Origin of the sequence: Pseudomonas mandelii (genome assembly GCF_002251635.1) — a bacterium.
GTDB lineage: Bacteria > Pseudomonadota > Gammaproteobacteria > Pseudomonadales > Pseudomonadaceae > Aquipseudomonas > Aquipseudomonas mandelii_B.
Genome location: NZ_NMOJ01000093.1, coordinates 1 through 18,245, shown reverse-complemented (window position 1 = coordinate 18,245; position 18,245 = coordinate 1). Strand labels below are relative to the sequence as shown.

The window sequence follows — 18,245 nt, the reverse complement described above, 5'->3', positions numbered from 1 at the left end:
GGCAAGCCCGCTCCCACAGTGGTTATGCGGTGTTGCTTATGGCTTTACCAACCGCGCATCCAGGCTGTTCTGAGCCAAACGCTTGGCCTGATCCTGGGTCATGCCCAGGTCGGTGTACAGCGCATGGAAGTTCTCGGTCACATACCCGCCAAAGTACGCCGGGTCATCCGAGTTCACGGTCACTTTCACGCCACGCTCAAGCATGTCGAGGATGTTGTGTTGAGCCATGTCATCGAACACGCACAGCTTGGTGTTGGACAACGGGCACACAGTCAGCGGGATCTGCTCGTCGATGATCCGTTGCATCAAACGCTCGTCTTCGATAGCGCGCACGCCGTGGTCGATCCGCTGGATTTTCAGCAGGTCGAGGGCTTCCCAGATGTACTCGGGCGGGCCTTCTTCGCCGGCGTGGGCCACGGTGAGGAAGCCTTCATGACGGGCACGGTCGAACACACGCTGGAACTTGCTCGGCGGGTGACCCATTTCCGAACTGTCCAGGCCCACGGCCACAAACGCTTCNCGNAACGGCAGCGCCTGGTCGAGGGTTTTCTCGGCTTCGGCTTCACTCAAATGGCGCAGGAAACTGAGGATCAAGCCGCTGGTGATGCCCAGTTGCTGTTCGCCATCTTTGAGTGCCGCCGCGATGCCGTTCAGCACCACTTCAAATGGCACGCCACGGTCGGTGTGGGTTTGCGGATCGAAGAATGGCTCGGTGTGGATCACGTTCTGTTCTTTGCAGCGCAGCAAGTAGGCCCAGGTCAGGTCGTAGAAATCCTGGGAGGTGCGCAGCACATCGGCGCCCTTGTAATACAGGTCGAGAAACTCTTGCAGGTTGTTGAAGGCGTAGGCCTTGCGCAGGGTTTCGACGTCGTTCCACGGCAGCGCAATCTTGTTGCGTTCGGCCAGGGCGAACAGCAACTCAGGCTCCAGCGAGCCTTCCAGGTGCAGGTGCAGTTCTGCCTTGGGCAGGGCGTTCAGCCAGTCGTACATAGTCTTTTCTCATCAGGTGCAGATGGCGAGCATTCTACAGATGCCCGTAGAAACAATTAGCAAAACCTGACCAGCCGGTTCATCACACAGCGGCCTGCTCCCGTCGATAGGCATAGGTCTCGGCGAAGCGCGAGAGCAGGAATTCGGCGCAGGTGGTGGCCGGGTACTTCGCCGGGTGCCCTTCGTCCTGGCAACCGGGCAGGCATTCAATGGGCGTATCGGGGTGCGGTTCGGCGAAGAACGGCATCGAATAGCGATCGACGCCCAGAGGGCTGATCACCCGGTGCGGCGTCGACAGGTAACGGTCGTTGCTCCAGCGCGCCATCATGTCGCCGAGGTTGACCACGAACGTGCCTTCGATCGGCGGCGCGTCGATCCATTCGCCTTTGACGTTGCGCACTTGCAAGCCACCGGCGGCGTCCTGGTACAGCAGGGTGATGCAGCCGTAATCGGTGTGGGCGCCGGCGCCTTGCTGCTCTTCGGAACTGGCGGTGTGGCGTGGTGGGTAGTGAATCATCCGCAGGACGCTGACCGGCTCATGGAAACGCGTGTCGAAGAAGTCGCGCTCGATGTTCAGCGCCAGAGTCATGGCCCGTAGCAGCGTTTGGGCGAGTGCCTGCATGTCGATGTAGTGTTGCTCCATCAGCGCTTCCCAACCGGGCATCGACGGATGGCGGTTGGGACCGCGCAACGGTTTTTCCGCCAGCACCTCAGGATGGTCGGCCGGCAGGTGCAGGCCCATGTCGAAGGTTTCTTTCAGGTCGCTGGGTTTGCTCGGGTCCAGTTGCTCGGTGGCGATCGCGCCGTAGCCTCGGTGATGGTGGGTCTGGGTGATGTCGATCTTGAGCTTTTCGGCGGTGGGCAAGGCGAAGAAGCGTTGGGCATGGTCGAGCACGGCGTCGATGCGCGACGGACTGATCGGGTGACCCTTGATGTAGAAAAAGCCCCACTCGCGGCAGGCTCGGTCGATCTCTGCGGCAACGGATTTCCAGGCGTGCTGGTCTTCGCTGTAGAGCGCAGTGATGTCGATGATGGGAAGACTGTTCATGCGGATGTCCTGGAGTGTACGCAGACTGGAAAACACTGGGGGACCTTGTGGGAGCGAGCTTGCTCGCGATGAGGCCATATCAGTCAACATCGATGTTGGATGTCAGTGCGCTATCGCGAGCAAGCTCGCTCCCACAGGTATTGTGTTTCAACTGACAGAATTTACTTCGGGATGTCGGCCTTCATGCCTTCAACGTAGTAGTTCATCGACGCCAGTTCCGCATTGCTCGCCGTCGCCCCCGCCGGGATTTTCTCGGTGCCGGCCTGATCCTTGATCGGCCCGGTGAACGGGTGGAAGGCACCGCTCTTGATGTCCGCAATGATCTGCTCGGCTTCGGTTTTCACCGCCGCTGGCACCAGATCGCTGATCGGCAGCTCAACCGTGCCTTCCTTCAAACCGCCCCAGTAATCCTGCGACTTCCACGCGTGGTCGAGCACGCTTTGGGTCGCCTGAATGTAATGCGGGGCCCAGTCGTTGACGATCGACGTCAGCACCGCTTTCGGCCCGAAGTGCGCCATGTCCGAAGCGTAGCCCACGGCATACACGCCACGACGTTCAGCCGCCTGAATCGGCGCCGGACTGTCGGTGTGCTGGAACACCACGTCGACGCCCTGATCGATCAGCGCGTTGGCGGCGTCGGCTTCCTTGCCCGGATCGAACCACGAGTTGACCCACACCACCTTGATCTCGGTGCCAGGATTGTATTTGTTCAGGGCCAGCTGAATCGCGTTGATGTCGCGGATCACTTCCGGAATCGGGAAGGACGCGACGTAACCGATCTTTTTGGTCTTGGTCATCTTCGCCGCGAGGAAACCGCCGATGTAGCGACCTTCATAGGTGCGCGCCAGGTAGGTGCCGAGGTTCTTGTCCTGCTTGTAGCCGGTGGCGTGTTCGAAGGTCACCTTGGGAAATTGCTTGGCGACTTTCAGGGTCGGGTTCATGTAGCCGAAGGACGTGGTGAAGATCAGGTCGTAGTTGTCCTTGGCCATGTTGCGGATCACCCGCTCGGCATCCGCCCCTTCGGCGACGTTTTCCACGTAATTGGTGGTGATCTGAGTGCCGAACTTCTCGGCCAGCGCCTTGCGCCCCTGTTCATGCTGATACGTCCAGCCGTGGTCACCGATCGGGCCGATATAGACGAAGCCGACTTTCAGCGGGTCGGCGGCACTGGCGGTCATACTCGCGCTCAGACCGATGGCCGCGGCGACGGCGCAAAGCAGCTTCTTCAACGGACGTTTGTGCATGAATTCGAACTCCATGTTGTTGTGAGGTTGGCAGGGGCAATGCAAATTGCTGACCAACAGGACAACAAACGATTCGAAACCGTGTGATGGCCATCGCGGGCAAGCCCGCTCCCACATGAGCTGCGCAAATCTGTGGGAGCGGGCTTGCCCGCGATGGGGCCCTTGAGGCCAATAAAAGTGCATCGCCCGGCACCGCCGCCATCCACTGGTGCGCTAAGGTGTAACGAAACGTTAGCGCCGCCCCGCAGTCAGTAGCTCATCACTCTGTTCGCTCCACTCGGCAAAAAAAGGCCCGCGATGCTCACACTCCTCAAGCAAGAAAAGTTTCTGCTGCTGGCCGTGATTGCCGCGCTCGCCGCTTATCCACTGGAACACTGGATGCTGCACAACGGCCAGCCCATCGCGCTGACCGCTGGCCTGGTGCTGATTGCCTTCATCGTCGCCGCCTCCATGCGCGTCGCCCATCACGCCGAACTGCTCGCCGAAAAAGTCGGCGACCCTTACGGCACCATGATCCTGACGCTCGCCGCCGTGCTGGTGGAGGTGGTGATCCTGGCGATCATGATGAGCAACGAGCCGTCGCCCACGTTGGTGCGTGACACCATCTATTCGGCGGTGATGCTCGATATCAACGGCATCCTCGGCCTGGCCGCATTGATGGGCGGCATCAAGCATGGCGAGCAGTCCTACAACGACGATTCGGCACGTACTTACAGTGTGATGATCCTCACCGCGATGGGCGTGTCGATGGTGGTGCCGGAATTTATCCCAGAGGCTGACTGGAAAATTTACTCGGCCTTCACCATCGGCGCGATGGTGGTGCTCTACACCTTGTTTCTGCGCATGCAGGTAGGGCCGCACAGCTATTTCTTCAGCTACAGCTACCCGGAAAAACGCCGCAGGAAAATCCCGGAAGAGGAACCTGAACCAGTCAATCTGGCGCTGAGTATCGGCACGTTGGTGTTCGGCGTTGTGGTGATTGGCGCGCTGGCCGAGGTGATGTCCAAGACCCTCGACCTGGGCCTGGAAGGCACCGGCGCACCGCCGGTCATCACGGCGATTCTGGTGGCGGCCATTTCTGCGGCGCCGGAGATTCTGACGGCATTGCGCGCGGCCTTGGCCAACCGCATGCAATCGGTGGTCAACATCGCCATGGGCGCGTCATTGTCGACGGTGATTCTGACGGTGCCGGTGATGGAGGCCATGGCGCTTTACACCGGCCAGCCGTTCCAGATGGCGATGACGCCGGTGCAGACCGTGATGGTGTTGATCACGCTGGTCGTCAGCGCGATCAACCTCAACGATGGCGAAACCAATGCCATCGAAGGCATGACGCATTTTGTGCTGTTTGCGACGTTCATCATGCTGTCGTTGCTGGGCCTATAAGACCACCACAAAATATTGTGGGAGCGGGCTTGCCCGCGACGAGGCCGTCACATTCAACACATTTGTTGGCTGACAGGCCGCCATCGCGGGCAAGCCCGCTCCCACAGGGTTGGTGGTGTGTCAGATCCCGGCGATGAGCTGCCGAGCCGCCTGGCTGTGATCGGCAATCAAGCCTTTAAGATCCAGCCCNTCAACCTGGCCGTCGATGACTCGCCATTTGCCGCCAATCATCACCCTGTCCGCACGGTCGGCGCCACACAGCAGCAACGCCGACACCGGATCATGACTGCCGGAGAACCGCAGTTCATCCAGCTTGAACAGCGCCAGGTCCGCCTGCTTGCCCACCGCCAGCTCACCGATGTCCGTACGCCCCAGCAGTTGCGCCGAGCCCTTGGTCGCCCAGCCCAGCACGCCTTCCGGGGTGATCTTCTCCGCGCCATAACGCAGCCGCTGGATGTAAAGCGCCTGACGGGTTTCGAGCATCATGTTCGAGGCATCGTTGGACGCCGAACCGTCCACGCCAAGGCCAATGGGCGCACCGGCGGCAAGCAGGTCCAGGGTCGGGCAGATTCCGGAAGCCAGGCGCATATTTGAACTCGGGCAATGGCAGATACCCGTGCCTGCAGCCCCCAGGCGCGCGATTTCATCCGGGTTGAAGTGAATGCCATGGGCCAGCCAGGTGCGTGGGCCGAGCCAGCCGACACTGTCGAGATAATCCACGGTGCGCAGGCCGAAACGCTGCAGGCAGAAGTCTTCCTCGTCNAGGGTTTCCGCCAGGTGAGTGTGCAGGCGCACGTCGAGGCTGTTGGCCAGTTCGGCACTGGCTTNCATGATTTCCGGTGTCACCGAAAACGGCGAGCACGGTGCCAGAGCGATCTGGATTTGCGCACCATCGCCACGCTCGTGGTACTCGGCGATCAAGCGCTGGCTGTCCGCGAGGATCACTTCGCCTTCCTGGACGGTCTGCTGCGGTGGCAGGCCGCCGTCCTTTTCACCCAGGCTCATGGAGCCGCGCGTCAACATGGCGCGCATGCCCAGTTCGCGNACGCTTTCGACTTGCACGTCGATGGCATTTTCCAGACCGTCGGGAAACAGGTAGTGGTGATCGGCTGCCGTGGTACAGCCCGAGAGCAGCAGTTCCGCGAGCGCGACTTTTGAGGCCAGGGCGAGTTTTTCAGGGGTTAGCCGTGCCCAAACCGGATACAGGGTTTTCAGCCACGGGAACAACGGCTGATTGACGACCGGCGCCCAGGCGCGTGTCAGGGTTTGATAGAAATGGTGATGGGTGTTGATCAGACCCGGCAGGATCACATGTTCGCGGGCATCGAAGACGTGTCCGCAGGGCGCGGAAGGTTGCTGGCCAGCGGCGAGCACTTCGACGATCACGCCGTCTTGCACAACCAGACCGCCACGGGCATCGAGGTCATTGGCAGTGAAAATGGCGAGGGGATTTTTTAACCAGATACGGGTCGCAGGCATTGGCCGGCTCCTCTGAATGATGGGTTCAGGTTTGCCAGCTCAGTGATTACCCTGTCTGCTGATCCAGGGTCGCCGCAAGGGCGAGGTGCGGAGTTTCAAACAAAACCGCCTGGCCGGCAAGCCCGGCCCGACAGAACAACCCCGATCTCTGTGGGAGCTGNNTCGCTCCCACAGGTTTTGTGTTTGTTACCAGGGAATGGTTTCGCCCCGGTAGTTCACGAAGTGATGCCCGCCCTTGCCGGTGTACGCATTCACCTGATCGACCAACCCACGCGTACTGGTTTCCACATCAATCTGTGCGTTTTCGCCGCCCATGTCGGTCTTCACCCAGCCCGGGTGCAGCGACAGCACGGTGAGTTTGTGGTCGCCCAGTTGGGTGATAAAGCTGTTGGTCATGGAATTCAGCGCCGCTTTACTGGCCTTGTACAACGCCAGCTCCGGCGCGTCCGGCATGGTCACGCTGCCCAACACCGAACTCATGAACGCCAGCACGCCGGTCTCCGGGCGAATCTGCCCGGCAAAACGTTGTGCCAGGTTGATCGGCGCCACGGCGTTGGTGAAGAACAATTGACCAACCTCGGCCAACGTCGCGCCGCCCGGCGTCTGAACGTCCGGCCCCTTGACCCCGGCATTCACGAACAGCAGGTCGAACACTTCGCCCTTGAGCTGTTGACTCAAGGTGATGACCGCCTGCTGATCGTCCATGTCGAGCTTCTCGATCCGCACCTTGCCCAACGCTTGTAGCGCCTCGGCGTTCTGCGGGTTGCGCACGGTGGCGGTGACTTGCCAGCCGTCGGCCAGCAGGGTTTTCACCAGGCCGAGGCCCAGGCCCCGGGAGGCACCGATGATGAGTGCGGTTTTTGCCTTGGACATGAGTGGCTTCCTTGATAAATGAGGATCATGGACTCAGTGGACAACGCTGACCGAGCCGTTGTTGCAACTCGTGGCGCAATGCACTGAGTTCGTCCATACGGGTTTCAATCAGCTTGAGTTTGTCTTGCAGCAACTGCGTGACGGCGCTGTCGGGATCCGGCGATTGCCATATCGTGGCGACGCTGTTGCCGATCTCGCCGAGGGTAAAGCCCAACCGCTGAGCCGTCTTGATGTACAGCACCAGTTGCACCATGTCTGGCGGATAGTCGCGATAGCCGTTGGCACTGCGTTGAGCGGCGATCAGGCCGCGCTGCTCGTAGAAGCGCAGCGTGTCGCGGCTGACGGCGCTGGCCTGGGCTAATTCACCGATGCGCATCATGACGTCTCGAGAGGGGCTTGACCCTGGAGCATACTCCAGGCTTTAGCCTTGTTGCTCCCTGAATGTATGGAGCAAGGCCAATGTGGACTTCAACGCAATATCGCCGGGTGGTGCGGGGCAGCGCCTGGTATGACTTGATCGTGACGGCGGCGTTTATCACGCCGTGGAGTTTTGCCGCGTTGCACGGGGTGTTGTTGAGTGTGAGTCAGGCGTTCGATTTGCCGGGCGAGTTGCCGCCGTTCGAGCCGATGCACATGTTGATGGCGAATCTGCTGGGGTCGATTGTGTGTGTCTGGGCGGTGCTGCGGATTCGTGATCCGCAGCAAGTGTTTGGGCGGTATGACGCGGTGGGGCGGTTTCTGTTTTCGGCTTGGCAGCTTTATGCCTTGCTCCATGGCGCCAGTTCGCTGCTGGTGATTTTCCTGGTCTTTGAATTGGCGTGGGGCGTGGTTCAGGTGTTGCCGGTCAGGCAGTCATCGCGAGCAGGCTCGCTCCCACAGGGGAGCGCGGTCTAATGTGGGACCGAGCCTGCTGGGAGCGCGGTCTAATGTGGGACCGAGCCTGCTCGGGATGAGGCCGGTCAGGTGATCGCTAATGCCCCGCGTGCCACGGCTGCCCCAACGACACCGGCGCATACAACCGTGTGCGCACCGCGTCCCGCGACAGCAGCACCAACACCATGATGGTCGCGACATACGGCAACATCGCCAGCAGACTCGACGGAATCGCCAGTCCCAACCCCTGCACCACCAGGTGCAGGATGCTGGCGAGCCCGAACAGATATGCGCCCAACAGCAAGCGCCACACTCGCCAACTGGCAAACACCACCAGCGCCAAGGCAATCCAGCCACGGCCGGCGCTCATGTTTTCCGCCCACATCGGCGTGTAGGCCAGGGACAAGTAGGCACCGGCCAAACCCGCCATCGCGCCGCCAAACAGCACCGCCAGCGCACGGACGCCCAACACCGGCAAACCCATGGCGCTGGCCGCGTCCGGGCTTTCCCCGACCGCTTGAATGATCAGCCCGATCCGGCTTTTCAGGATCACCCACGCCACCAGCGCAAACAACGCGAACGACAGATACACCAGCAAATCCTGCGCAAACAGCATCCGCCCGATCAGCGGAATTTCACTCAAATAAGGAATCGCCACCGGCTCGAAACCGGCCAGCGGTTTACCGACCCACGCCGCGCCGACAAACGTCGACAGGCCCACGCCGAAAATCGTCAGTGCCAATCCGGTGGCCACCTGATTGGCGTTGAACACCAATGCCACCAGCGCAAACAACGACGACAACAGCATCCCGGCGAGCATCGCCAGCAATACGCCGAGCCACAGGTTGCCGCTGTTCAAGGCGACGATAAAACCGATCACCGCGCCAAACAGCATCATGCCTTCCTGGCCCAGATTCAGGACGCCGCTTTTCTCGCAGATCAATTCACCCAGCGCCACCAGCAGCAACGGCGTACCGCAACGGACCATGGCGTAGAAAATATTGCTCAGCAGATCGATATCCATCACAGCGCTCCTGCGTGTACAGCGGTGGCTTGTGCGCGACGAGTCCAGCGCAGGTGCAAACGCGGTCGGTAAAGAATCAGCACGTCACTGGCCAACAGGAAAAACAGCATCATTCCCTGGAACAACTGGGTGATGGCTTGCGGCAGGTTCATGCTCATCTGCGCGCTCTCGCCACCGATGTACAGCAACGCCATCAGCAGGCTGGAAAACAGAATGCCGATGGGGTTGAGCCGCCCGAGAAACGCCACCGTGATCGCGGCATAGCCATACCCCGGCGAGACTTGCGGCACCAGTTGGCCAATCGGCCCGGTGACTTCACACACCCCGGCCAGCCCCGCCAATCCGCCGCTGATCAGCAGCGCCAGCCAGATCAGCCGCTTCTCGCGAAACCCGACGAAACCCGCCGCGCGCTTGTCCAGCCCGAGCACTTTGATCTGGAAACCGACAAAGCTTTTCTGCAGCAAAACCCAAACCGCCACTAATGCGAGCAGGGCGAAATACACCCCGGCGTGCACCCGGCCGTCTTCCATCAACAGCGGCAATCGGCTGGCATCGCCGAACATCGCCGACTCCGGAAAGTTGAACCCGGCCGGGTCCTTCAGCGGCCCATGCACGCAGAACAGCAGCAGGTTCAGCGCGATGTAATTGAGCATGATGCTGGTGAGGATTTCGTTGGCATTGAAACGCGTGCGCAACCAAGCCGTCAGCCCGCCCCACGCAGCACCGGCCAACGTGCCGACAAGCAGGATCAGCACCAGCGCCCAGCGACTTTGCATACCGATGATGTTCACCGCCAGCGCACTGCCGGCCAGGGCGCCGAGCAGCAACTGACCTTCGGCGCCGATGTTCCAGATCCGCGCCTGATACGCCACGGCCAGCCCCAGCGCGCACAGCAGAATCGGCAAGGCTTTGACTAACAGCTCCGAGACGCCGTACAAGTCGCTGACCGGCGCGATCAGCAAGGTGTACAGCGTAAGCAGCGGATCATGGCCCAGCGCAACAAACAGCAGCGAGCCGCAGCCCAATGTCAGGGCCGCGGCCAACAACGGCGAGCACCACAGCATCAGGCGCGATTGCTGGCCACGGGGTTCGAGGGAAAGCAGCATGTGAAACTCCGTTAAACCGATGCGGATGCGAGTGATTGAGGGGCGTCGAACTGGCCGGCCATCCAGCCGCCGACATCGATCAGGCGCGTGTCGACCGTGGCCTTGAGCGGCGACAGGCGTCCGCTGCACAAGGCACCGAGCCGGTCGCTGATCTGGAACAATTCGTCGAGGTCTTCGCTGATCACCAGGATCGCCGCGCCGGCATCGCGCAAGGCAATCAACGCACGGTGAATGGTCGCGGCGGCGCCGACGTCCACGCCCCACGTCGGGTGCGCGGCCACCAGCAATTTCGGTTGCTGGAGGATCTCGCGGCCGAGGATGAATTTCTGCAAATTGCCGCCGGACAGACTGTGGGCTGGCGCTTGGGTGTCGGGTGTTTTTACGCCAAAGCGGCGGATGATTTCTGCCGCCAAAGCTTCGACCTTGGCGCGCTGAATCAGGCCGTTGCTGACCAGGCCTTGTTGAAACGCGGTGAGCAGGGCGTTATCGGCGAGGCTCAGTTCGGGCACCGCACCGTGGCCCAGACGCTCGGCGGGAACAAAAGCGAGGCCGAGGTGGCGTCGAGCATCGGGCCGCAAATCGGCGACCGGTTGCCCGATGAAACGGATCGTCCCGTTGTCGTTTCGGCTCAACCGTTCTTCGCCGCTGAGCAGGCCCAGCAATTCATCCTGACCATTGCCTGCAACACCGGCGATACCGACGATTTCGCCGCTGCGCACGGTGAGGTCGATGTCCATCAGGGAGCAGCCGAACGGGTCCGGGTTGTGCCACGACAATCCGCTCACATTCAAAAACGCGTCACCGCCGATCACCTTCGGATAATCGGTCATCAGCTCGGCGGCTTCCCCCACCATCAACCTCGCCAATTGCTGATCCGAACACTCGGCCGGCACGCAATGCCCAGCCACCCGACCGCCGCGCAGCACCGTAGCGCTGTGACATAACGCGCGCACCTCGCCGAGCTTGTGGCTGATAAACAGAATGCTGCAACCCTCGGCCGCGAGCCGGCGCAGGGTGATGAAGAGGGCGTCGGCCTCCTGCGGCGTGAGCACGGAAGTCGGCTCATCGAGAATCAGCAGGCGGATGTCCTGCATCAGGCAACGAACGATTTCCACCCGTTGCCGCTCGCCGATCGACAGGCTATGGACAAGGCGCTCCGGTTCCAGCGCCATGCCGTAGCGTCGGGAGACTTCACGAATTTTTGGCTCAAGCTGCTTCGGCGTGCCGGCCGCCGCACCCATTGCCAGGGCAATGTTCTGCGCCACGCTGAGGGTTTCGAACAGCGAGAAATGCTGGAACACCATGCCGATCCCCAATGCGCGAGCCTGTGCCGGATTGCGCATGTTCACGCGCTGGCCTTGCCAGATCATTTCCCCGGAATCGGCGTGGGTGACGCCGTAGATGATCTTCATCAACGTACTTTTTCCCGCGCCGTTTTCGCCGAGCAGAGCGTGGATTTCACCGGGAGCAATGTTCAGGTCGATGGCGTCGTTGGCCAGGCAGCCGGGGTAACGTTTACTGATTTTGCGCAGTTGCAGGCGAGGCGTTTGATCGGGGATCGGCACGGGGTTGGGCATGACAGGCTCGGGTCGCTAGAAGTTATGCCTGTGGATAAAGCAATTTCCTGGCCATTGAGTCAGGAAAACTGAAAATCCTTGCTGGCAAAGGTATTGAGGGCGGGACGTCGCCATCTTTCGATTCCCGATCAAGCACTACTTGGGGGCAAAGTGCTTGATCAGGCTCTGATTTTGCTCGCCGGGTATTGGTCAAAAAACGAGCAACACGCCGCAACCTATGCCGGATATAGGGCAGCGCCAGCCATGAACGGGTTATCCACAGGTTGTTCCACAGTATTTGTGCGCAAGCCGAAAGCGCGGGCATAAGCACTGTGCGGCTATCTTCTAAAGGTGATAACCGGCGCTAACTGTTTGTTTTTTATTGGGATTAGTGGTTTGTGTGGAAAATTGGACGAAAAATGAGCAAAGCCCGCAAAGCCGCATGACAGAAGGGTTACAGCAGGATGTGCTCAGGTTATCCACAGCCGGGTGCACAGCAGATGTGGGCAAGTGAACAGGCTCGATGAAAGGGCAGTGAACGGTGTTGGTGCGATCAGTGCTGCAACACAATGCGCCCGCGACTCAGGTCTGCGAGCTGAGTTTGCAGGGTCGTGATGTGCTCTTCGCCGATCGCCAATTGCAATTCCACGCCGTTGGCGGTGAAGGTTTCTTCCACCACTAAACCGCCCGATTCCGCGACGCGCAGTTTCACCAGCGCCAATTCACCAAACGCACAGGCACAGCTCACCGGCACCCGACTGATCAGCTCGACTTTCTCCGCGCCTTGCAGGCACTTGTTCGCGCCGCCGCCATAGGCCCGGGCGAGGCCGCCGGTGCCCAATTGAATGCCGCCATACCAACGAATCACCAACACCGCGACCTGATCGCAATCCTGCGCTTCGATGGCCGCCAGAATCGGTCGCCCGGCAGTGCCGCCGGGCTCACCATCGTCATTGCTGCGGTACTGGTCGGCCAGTTTCCAGGCCCAGCAGTTGTGCGNGGCATTCAAGTCGCTGTGCCGATCGATGAACGCCTGGGCTTCAGCGGGGCTTGCGATCGGCGCGGCGAAAGTGATGAAACGGCTTTTGCGAATCTCTTCGCGGTATTCGCAAAAACCGCTGAGGGTGAAAGGCATAAGTGTCTTAGATAGCTGGCGTGAGGCCGCAGCCCTTGAGAATGATGTGGATCAGGTTGGTGCCGGCGTCTTCCATGTCTTGCTTGGTCAGCTTGGTGCGCCCGGTGACACGGCAGATCTGGGTGGCGAAGTCGGCGTANTGCTGGGTGCTGCCCCACAGCAGGAAGATCAGGTGCACGGGGTCGATGGGGTCCATCTTGCCGGCGTCGATCCAGGCCTGGAACACGGCTGCCCGACCGCTGAACCAGGCGCGGTAGTCCTGGCTGAAATATTCGGTAAGGCATTCGCCGCCACTGATGATTTCCATGGCGAAGATCCGCGAAGCTTGCGGATGGCGACGGGAGAATTCCATTTTGGCGCGGATGTATCGGGTCAGTGCTTCGGCCGGATCGTCCTCGGCAGTCAAGGTGTTGAAGGTGCTGTCCCACAACTGAAGGATGTTGCTCAACACCGCCACGTACAAACCGAGTTTGTTGGTGAAGTAATAATGCAAGTTGGCCTTGGGCAACCCGGCATTCAGGGCAATGGTGTTCATGCTGGTGCCTTTGTAGCCATGGCGCGCGAACTCGTCTTCGGCGGCTTTGATGATGGTCTCTTCGTTCTTCTGACGAATGCGGCTGGCGGGTTTGCCGCCGTGAGCGGGGACTTCAAAGGTCATAGGCACTTCCGGACAAGTGGATGGGTGTAGCCACTGCGTTGATAGCGCACCCACAGGCTCCAGACAAGTCCCGACACGATAAAACCTAGCGTGTCGCGGCCAGACTCTCCAGAAAACTTTCCAGCACCAAATGCGGGTCAGTCGACATTAATGCAGCTGAAACACCGAGCGCACCCACAGGCTCCAGACAAGTCCCGACACGATAAAACCTAGCGTGTCGCGGCCAGACTCTCCAGAAAACTTTCCAGCACCAAATGCGGGCGCCGGCCCTTGCGGGTGACCGATGCGAGGCTCAGGTCATAAAAACGCGCCTTGGGTTTCAGCGCACGCAATCGGCCTTGTTGCACCCAGAGGCTGGCGTAGTGGTCCGGCAGGTAGCCGATGAAGCGTCCGGTCAGGATCAGGAACGCCATGCCCTCACGGTCCGAGGCACTGGCGGTGCAATTGAGCGCCTGGTAATGGGCCTGGATTTCCGCGGGCAAACGGAAGGTCGGCGCGATGGCGTCCTGGCTATTGAGGCGCTCGTCATTCAGTTGTTTATCGTCGACATAAAACAACGGATGACCCACTGCGCAATACAGCAACGAGCGTTCGCTATAAAGCGGCTGATATTCCAGCCCCGACAGCGCGCTGGCTTGCGGCACCACNCCGACATGCAGTCGACCGTCGAGCACNCCTTGTTCGACTTCGTTGGGNGCGATCATGCGNATCTGAATNTGCACGTCCGGGCCGCGTTCCTTCAGTTGTGCCAAGGCATGGGTGATGCGCATNTGGGGCAGGGTGACGAGGTTGTCGGTGAGGCCGATGATCAACTCGCCGCGCAAATGCTGGTGCAGTCCGTTCACCTCAGTGCGAAAACTTTCCAGGGCACTCAATAGCTGCAGGGCCGATTGATAAACCTCACGGCCTTCTTCGGTCAGGGAGAACCCGGCGCGCCCGCGTTGGCACAGCCTTAATCCGAGGCGTTGCTCCAGGTCGCTCATTTGCTGGCTGATAGCCGAGCGGCCGATACCCAGTACGGTTTCCGCTGCCGAGAAGCCGCCGCACTCCACCACACTGCGAAAGATCCGAAGCAGGCGGATATCAAAGTCACTGACTTGCGCCAGTGGATCGGGGCGACGGCTGCTCATGCTCTAATACTCAAAGTTTAGTGGGGGGCTGACTGAAGGTTAGAAGAGTTGAATTTCACCGACTTTATCCCCGTGGCAATTTAGCTGCAAGAACGCTTTTGATCTCTATGCCGCTTATTGCCCTGCGAGGTTTTGCCCATGAACTTGCCCGAAAACGCCCGATCTCCTTTGGCCAGCCAGCTCAAGCTCGATGCTCACTGGATGCCCTACACCGCCAACCGTAACTTCCAGCGTGACCCGCGCCTGATCGTGGCCGCCGAAGGCAGCTGGTTGACCGATGACAAGGGCCGCAAGGTGTACGACTCATTGTCGGGCCTGTGGACGTGCGGCGCAGGGCACACCCGCAAGGAAATCCAGGAAGCTGTGTCCAAGCAATTGGGCACCCTGGACTACTCCCCGGGCTTCCAATACGGTCATCCATTGTCATTCCAACTGGCNGAGAAAATTACCGACCTGACCCCAGGCAACCTGAACCACGTGTTCTTCACTGATTCCGGCTCCGAGTGCGCCGATACCGCAGTGAAGATGGTGCGCGCTTACTGGCGCCTGAAGGGCCAGGCGACCAAGACCAAAATGATCGGCCGCGCCCGTGGTTATCACGGCGTGAACATCGCCGGCACCAGCCTCGGTGGCGTCAACGGCAACCGTAAGCTGTTTGGTCAGGNNNTGATGGATGTTGACCACCTGCCTCACACCTTGCTGGCGAGCAATGCCTTCTCCCGTGGCATGCCGGAGCTGGGCGGTATCGCCTTGGCCGATGAGCTGCTCAAACTGATCGAATTGCATGACGCGTCGAACATCGCTGCGGTGTTTGTCGAGCCGATGGCCGGCTCCGCTGGCGTGCTGGTTCCGCCGCAGGGTTATCTGAAGCGTCTGCGCGAAATCTGCGATCAGCACAATATCCTGTTGGTGTTCGATGAAGTGATCACCGGTTTCGGCCGTACCGGCTCGATGTTCGGTGCTGACAGCTTCGGTGTGACCCCGGACCTGATGTGCATCGCCAAGCAAGTCACCAATGGCGCGATCCCGATGGGCGCGGTGATTGCCAGCAGCGAGATCTACCAGACCTTCATGAACCAGGCGACGCCGGAGTACGCGGTGGAATTCCCCCACGGCTACACCTACTCGGCGCACCCAGTGGCTTGCGCCGCTGGCCTGGCGGCGTTGGACCTGTTGCAGAAAGAAAACCTGGTGCAGAGCGTAGCCGAAGTCGCGCCACATTTCGAAAATGCGCTGCACGGCCTGAAGGGCTCGAAAAACATCATCGACATTCGTAACTACGGCCTGGCGGGCGCGATCCAAATCGCACCGCGTGATGGCGACGCCATCGTGCGTCCGTTCGAAGCCGGCATGGCTCTGTGGAAAGCCGGATTCTACGTGCGCTTCGGCGGCGACACCCTGCAGTTCGGCCCAACCTTCAACAGCAAGCCGCAAGACCTTGATCGTCTGTTCGACGCGGTCGGCGAAGTGCTGAACAAAATCGACTGATTTTCCCTTCTATATAGAGGCGCCCTTTGACGGGCGCCTGTGGACAACTTTTCTGGAGCCCCGCATGAGCCTTATCCCGCATTTGATCAATGGCGAACTGGTGACCGAAGACGGTCGCACGGCTGACGTGTTCAACCCGTCCACCGGCAAGGCCATCCACAAGCTGCCGTTGGCCAGCCGCGAAACCATTCAAAAAGCCATCGACTCGGCCAAGGCTGCGTTCCCGGCCTGGCGTAATACCCCACCGGCCAAGCGTGCTCAGGTGATGTTTCGTTTCAAGCAATTGCTGGAGCAGAACGAGGCACGTATCTCGCAGTTGATCAGCGAAGAGCATGGCAAGACCTTGGAAGACGCTGCTGGTGAACTGAAGCGCGGTATCGAGAACGTTGAGTTCGCCTGCGCAGCGCCGGAAATCCTCAAGGGCGAGTACAGCCGTAACGTCGGCCCGAACATTGATGCCTGGTCGGACTTNCAGCCGTTGGGCGTGGTGGCCGGTATTACTCCGTTCAACTTCCCGGCCATGGTGCCGTTGTGGATGTATCCACTGGCGATCGTCTGCGGTAACTGTTTCATCCTNAAACCCTCGGAGCGTGATCCAAGTTCGACGCTGTTGATCGCTCAACTATTGATCGAAGCCGGCCTGCCTAAAGGTGTGCTGAGTGTGGTGCATGGCGACAAGGCGGCAGTGGACGCGCTGATCGAAGCGCCGGAAGTGAAAGCGTTGAGCTTTGTAGGGTCGACGCCGATTGCCGAATACATCTACTCCGAAGCGACCAAACGCGGCAAACGCGTGCAGGCGCTGGGTGGGGCGAAGAACCACGCAGTGCTGATGCCGGATGCGGATCTGGATAACGCCGTGAGCGCCTTGATGGGCGCGGCGTATGGGTCCTGCGGTGAGCGCTGTATGGCGATCTCGGTGGCCGTGTGCGTGGGTGACCAGGTGGCGGATGCGTTGATTGCCAAGCTGGTGCCGCAGGTCAAGGCACTGAAGATCGGTGCAGGCACTTCTTGTGGGCTGGACATGGGGCCACTGGTTTCCGGGCAGGCTCGCGATAAGGTCAGTGGCTATATAGAAGACGGCGTTTCTTCGGGCGCGTCCCTGGTGGTTGATGGTCGTGGTTTGAGCGTTGCCGGTCATGAGGAAGGCTTCTTCCTGGGTGGCTGCCTGTTTGACCGTGTGACCCCTGAGATGCGCATCTATAAAGAAGAGATCTTTGGGCCGGTGTTGTGTGTGGTGCGAGTTGATAGCCTGGAAGCGGCGATGCAACTGATCAATGATCACGAGTATGGCAATGGCACCTGCATCTTCACCCGTGATGGGGAGGCGGCGCGCCTGTTCTGTGACGAGATTGAAGTCGGNATGGTCGGCGTCAACGTACCGTTGCCGGTGCCGGTGGCTTATCACAGCTTCGGTGGCTGGAAGCGTTCGCTGTTTGGCGATCTGCATGCGTATGGCCCGGATGGTGTGCGTTTCTACACCCGTCGCAAGGCCATTACCCAGCGCTGGCCGCAGCGTGCGAGCCATGAAGCGTCGCAATTCGCATTCCCTAGTTTGTAAGTAAGAAGGGAAAAAGGCCGGCCCCTTGGGGCCGGCTTTTGCGTTTTGTGGCCTTTTTGACCTATATGACAGAAATATGAAAAAGGTGTTGACGGCAAATTCTGGAAGTCTATAATTCGCCCCACTTCCGGCGCAGTCGAAACGGAAAACTCGTTGGTAAACAAAGAGTTATGCAGAGTTCGACAGCGAGTTGCTTCAGTTCATCGAAGCCCAGAAGGAGTTGGTAGGGCAGTGTTGTTTGGCTCTATTGACGGTTCGATCTTCTCGGTCGAAAGCGGAGAAAAAGAGGTGTTGACAGCAGCGAGTAACGCTGTAGAATTCGCCTCCCGCTAACGAGAGATCGGAAGCGCAAGTGGTTGAAGTTGCAAAGGAATCTTCGAAAACTTCTGAAAATAATCACTTGACAGCAAATGAGGCTGCTGTAGAATGCGCGCCTCGGTTGAGACGAAAGATCTTAACCAACCGCTCTTTAACAACTGAATCAAGCAATTCGTGTGGGTGCTTGTGGAGTCAGACTGATAGTCAACAAGATTATCAGCATCACAAGTTACTCCGCGAGAAATCAAAGATGTAACCAACGATTGCTGAGCCAAGTTTAGGGTTTCTTAAAAACCCAAAGATGTTTGAACTGAAGAGTTTGATCATGGCTCAGATTGAACGCTGGCGGCAGGCCTAACACATGCAAGTCGAGCGGTAG

At 59.7% G+C, this 18,245-nt stretch carries 16 protein-coding genes and 1 rRNA gene; 5 read left to right on the top strand and 12 right to left on the bottom strand.

Annotation, left to right across the window (positions count from 1 at the left end):
- Nucleotides 1-36: 36 nt before the first annotated feature.
- From B7L09_RS13855 to B7L09_RS13840, 3 genes are all read right to left on the bottom strand, one after another.
- Nucleotides 37-990 (bottom strand): adenosine deaminase, encoded by a 954-nt coding sequence (locus B7L09_RS13855; RefSeq protein WP_094469278.1) that lies wholly within the window; start codon nucleotides 988-990, stop codon nucleotides 37-39.
- Nucleotides 991-1,072: 82 nt separating this feature from the next.
- Nucleotides 1,073-2,038, bottom strand: a complete 966-nt coding sequence (locus B7L09_RS13850) for an isopenicillin N synthase family dioxygenase (protein WP_094469277.1) — start codon at nucleotides 2,036-2,038, stop codon at nucleotides 1,073-1,075.
- Nucleotides 2,039-2,199: 161 nt separating this feature from the next.
- Nucleotides 2,200-3,282: a BMP family ABC transporter substrate-binding protein gene (locus B7L09_RS13840; protein WP_094469275.1), complete on the bottom strand. Its 1,083-nt coding sequence runs from the start codon at nucleotides 3,280-3,282 to the stop codon at nucleotides 2,200-2,202.
- A gap of 297 nt (nucleotides 3,283-3,579) precedes the next feature.
- On the opposite strand from B7L09_RS13840, the gene B7L09_RS13835 reads away from it, so the two are divergent.
- The gene (locus B7L09_RS13835; protein ID WP_094469274.1) at nucleotides 3,580-4,668 is read left to right on the top strand and encodes a calcium:cation antiporter; all 1,089 of its coding nucleotides are present in this window, start codon (nucleotides 3,580-3,582) and stop codon (nucleotides 4,666-4,668) included.
- A gap of 120 nt (nucleotides 4,669-4,788) precedes the next feature.
- Here the strand turns inward: B7L09_RS13835 and B7L09_RS13830 are convergent, their stop codons facing one another.
- The 3 genes from B7L09_RS13830 to B7L09_RS13820 form a co-directional block, all read right to left on the bottom strand.
- Complete coding sequence (locus B7L09_RS13830; protein WP_094469273.1) at nucleotides 4,789-6,147, bottom strand: 8-oxoguanine deaminase; 1,359 nt, start codon at nucleotides 6,145-6,147, stop codon at nucleotides 4,789-4,791.
- Nucleotides 6,148-6,333: 186 nt separating this feature from the next.
- Nucleotides 6,334-7,020: an SDR family oxidoreductase gene (locus B7L09_RS13825; protein WP_094469272.1), complete on the bottom strand. Its 687-nt coding sequence runs from the start codon at nucleotides 7,018-7,020 to the stop codon at nucleotides 6,334-6,336.
- 25 nt (nucleotides 7,021-7,045) lie between these two features.
- Entirely contained in the window at nucleotides 7,046-7,396 is a 351-nt protein-coding gene (locus B7L09_RS13820) for a MerR family transcriptional regulator (RefSeq protein ID WP_094469279.1), read from the bottom strand.
- A gap of 83 nt (nucleotides 7,397-7,479) precedes the next feature.
- Here B7L09_RS13820 and B7L09_RS13815 point away from each other — a divergent pair, with 83 nt between their 5' ends.
- Nucleotides 7,480-7,914 carry a hypothetical protein gene (locus B7L09_RS13815; RefSeq protein ID WP_094469271.1) on the top strand — a complete coding sequence of 145 codons (435 nt, stop codon included), beginning with the start codon at nucleotides 7,480-7,482 and terminating at the stop codon, nucleotides 7,912-7,914.
- Nucleotides 7,915-7,990: 76 nt separating this feature from the next.
- Here the strand turns inward: B7L09_RS13815 and B7L09_RS13810 are convergent, their stop codons facing one another.
- The 6 genes from B7L09_RS13810 to B7L09_RS13785 all read right to left on the bottom strand — a co-directional run bounded on the left by B7L09_RS13810 (nucleotide 7,991) and on the right by B7L09_RS13785 (nucleotide 14,502).
- Nucleotides 7,991-8,917: an ABC transporter permease gene (locus B7L09_RS13810; RefSeq protein ID WP_094469270.1), complete on the bottom strand. Its 927-nt coding sequence runs from the start codon at nucleotides 8,915-8,917 to the stop codon at nucleotides 7,991-7,993.
- On the bottom strand, nucleotides 8,917-10,023 hold the full coding sequence (locus B7L09_RS13805) for an ABC transporter permease (RefSeq protein WP_094469269.1): 1,107 nt from the start codon (nucleotides 10,021-10,023) through the stop codon (nucleotides 8,917-8,919). Before B7L09_RS13805 ends, B7L09_RS13810 begins: the two co-directional genes overlap by 1 nt.
- Before the next feature lie 11 nt (nucleotides 10,024-10,034).
- The gene (locus B7L09_RS13800) at nucleotides 10,035-11,600 is read right to left on the bottom strand and encodes an ABC transporter ATP-binding protein (protein ID WP_094469268.1); all 1,566 of its coding nucleotides are present in this window, start codon (nucleotides 11,598-11,600) and stop codon (nucleotides 10,035-10,037) included.
- Nucleotides 11,601-12,132: 532 nt separating this feature from the next.
- Nucleotides 12,133-12,714 carry an IMPACT family protein gene (locus B7L09_RS13795; RefSeq protein WP_094469267.1) on the bottom strand — a complete coding sequence of 194 codons (582 nt, stop codon included), beginning with the start codon at nucleotides 12,712-12,714 and terminating at the stop codon, nucleotides 12,133-12,135.
- A 7-nt stretch (nucleotides 12,715-12,721) separates the two neighbouring features.
- Nucleotides 12,722-13,372 (bottom strand): TetR/AcrR family transcriptional regulator, encoded by a 651-nt coding sequence (locus B7L09_RS13790; protein WP_094469266.1) that lies wholly within the window; start codon nucleotides 13,370-13,372, stop codon nucleotides 12,722-12,724.
- 209 nt (nucleotides 13,373-13,581) lie between these two features.
- A complete protein-coding gene (locus tag B7L09_RS13785; protein WP_094469265.1) occupies nucleotides 13,582-14,502 on the bottom strand; it encodes a LysR family transcriptional regulator in 921 nt (306 codons plus the stop codon).
- A gap of 138 nt (nucleotides 14,503-14,640) precedes the next feature.
- Here B7L09_RS13785 and aptA point away from each other — a divergent pair, with 138 nt between their 5' ends.
- The 3 genes from aptA to B7L09_RS32140 form a co-directional block, all read left to right on the top strand.
- On the top strand, nucleotides 14,641-15,990 hold the full coding sequence (gene aptA / locus B7L09_RS13780) for an omega-aminotransferase AptA (RefSeq protein ID WP_094469264.1): 1,350 nt from the start codon (nucleotides 14,641-14,643) through the stop codon (nucleotides 15,988-15,990).
- A 64-nt stretch (nucleotides 15,991-16,054) separates the two neighbouring features.
- Nucleotides 16,055-17,548, top strand: coding sequence for a CoA-acylating methylmalonate-semialdehyde dehydrogenase (locus B7L09_RS13775; RefSeq protein WP_094469263.1), 1,494 nt, complete (start codon nucleotides 16,055-16,057; stop codon nucleotides 17,546-17,548).
- Nucleotides 17,549-18,173: 625 nt separating this feature from the next.
- Nucleotides 18,174-18,245 (top strand): 16S ribosomal RNA (locus B7L09_RS32140); the annotation flags it as partial.

Excerpts from the sequence above, each read along its gene's own strand:
- B7L09_RS13810 (WP_094469270.1), bottom strand. The coding sequence starts at position 8,917 with ATGGATATCGATCTGCTGAGCAATATTTTCTACGCCATGGTCCGTTGC.
- B7L09_RS13825 (WP_094469272.1), bottom strand. The coding sequence starts at position 7,020 with ATGTCCAAGGCAAAAACCGCACTCATCATCGGTGCCTCCCGGGGCCTG.
- B7L09_RS13835 (WP_094469274.1), top strand. The coding sequence starts at position 3,580 with ATGCTCACACTCCTCAAGCAAGAAAAGTTTCTGCTGCTGGCCGTGATT.
- B7L09_RS13805 (WP_094469269.1), bottom strand. The coding sequence starts at position 10,023 with ATGCTGCTTTCCCTCGAACCCCGTGGCCAGCAATCGCGCCTGATGCTG.
- B7L09_RS13800 (WP_094469268.1), bottom strand. The coding sequence starts at position 11,600 with ATGCCCAACCCCGTGCCGATCCCCGATCAAACGCCTCGCCTGCAACTG.
- B7L09_RS13840 (WP_094469275.1), bottom strand. The coding sequence starts at position 3,282 with ATGCACAAACGTCCGTTGAAGAAGCTGCTTTGCGCCGTCGCCGCGGCC.
- B7L09_RS13820 (WP_094469279.1), bottom strand. The coding sequence starts at position 7,396 with ATGCGCATCGGTGAATTAGCCCAGGCCAGCGCCGTCAGCCGCGACACG.
- B7L09_RS13815 (WP_094469271.1), top strand. The coding sequence starts at position 7,480 with ATGTGGACTTCAACGCAATATCGCCGGGTGGTGCGGGGCAGCGCCTGG.
- B7L09_RS13850 (WP_094469277.1), bottom strand. The coding sequence starts at position 2,038 with ATGAACAGTCTTCCCATCATCGACATCACTGCGCTCTACAGCGAAGAC.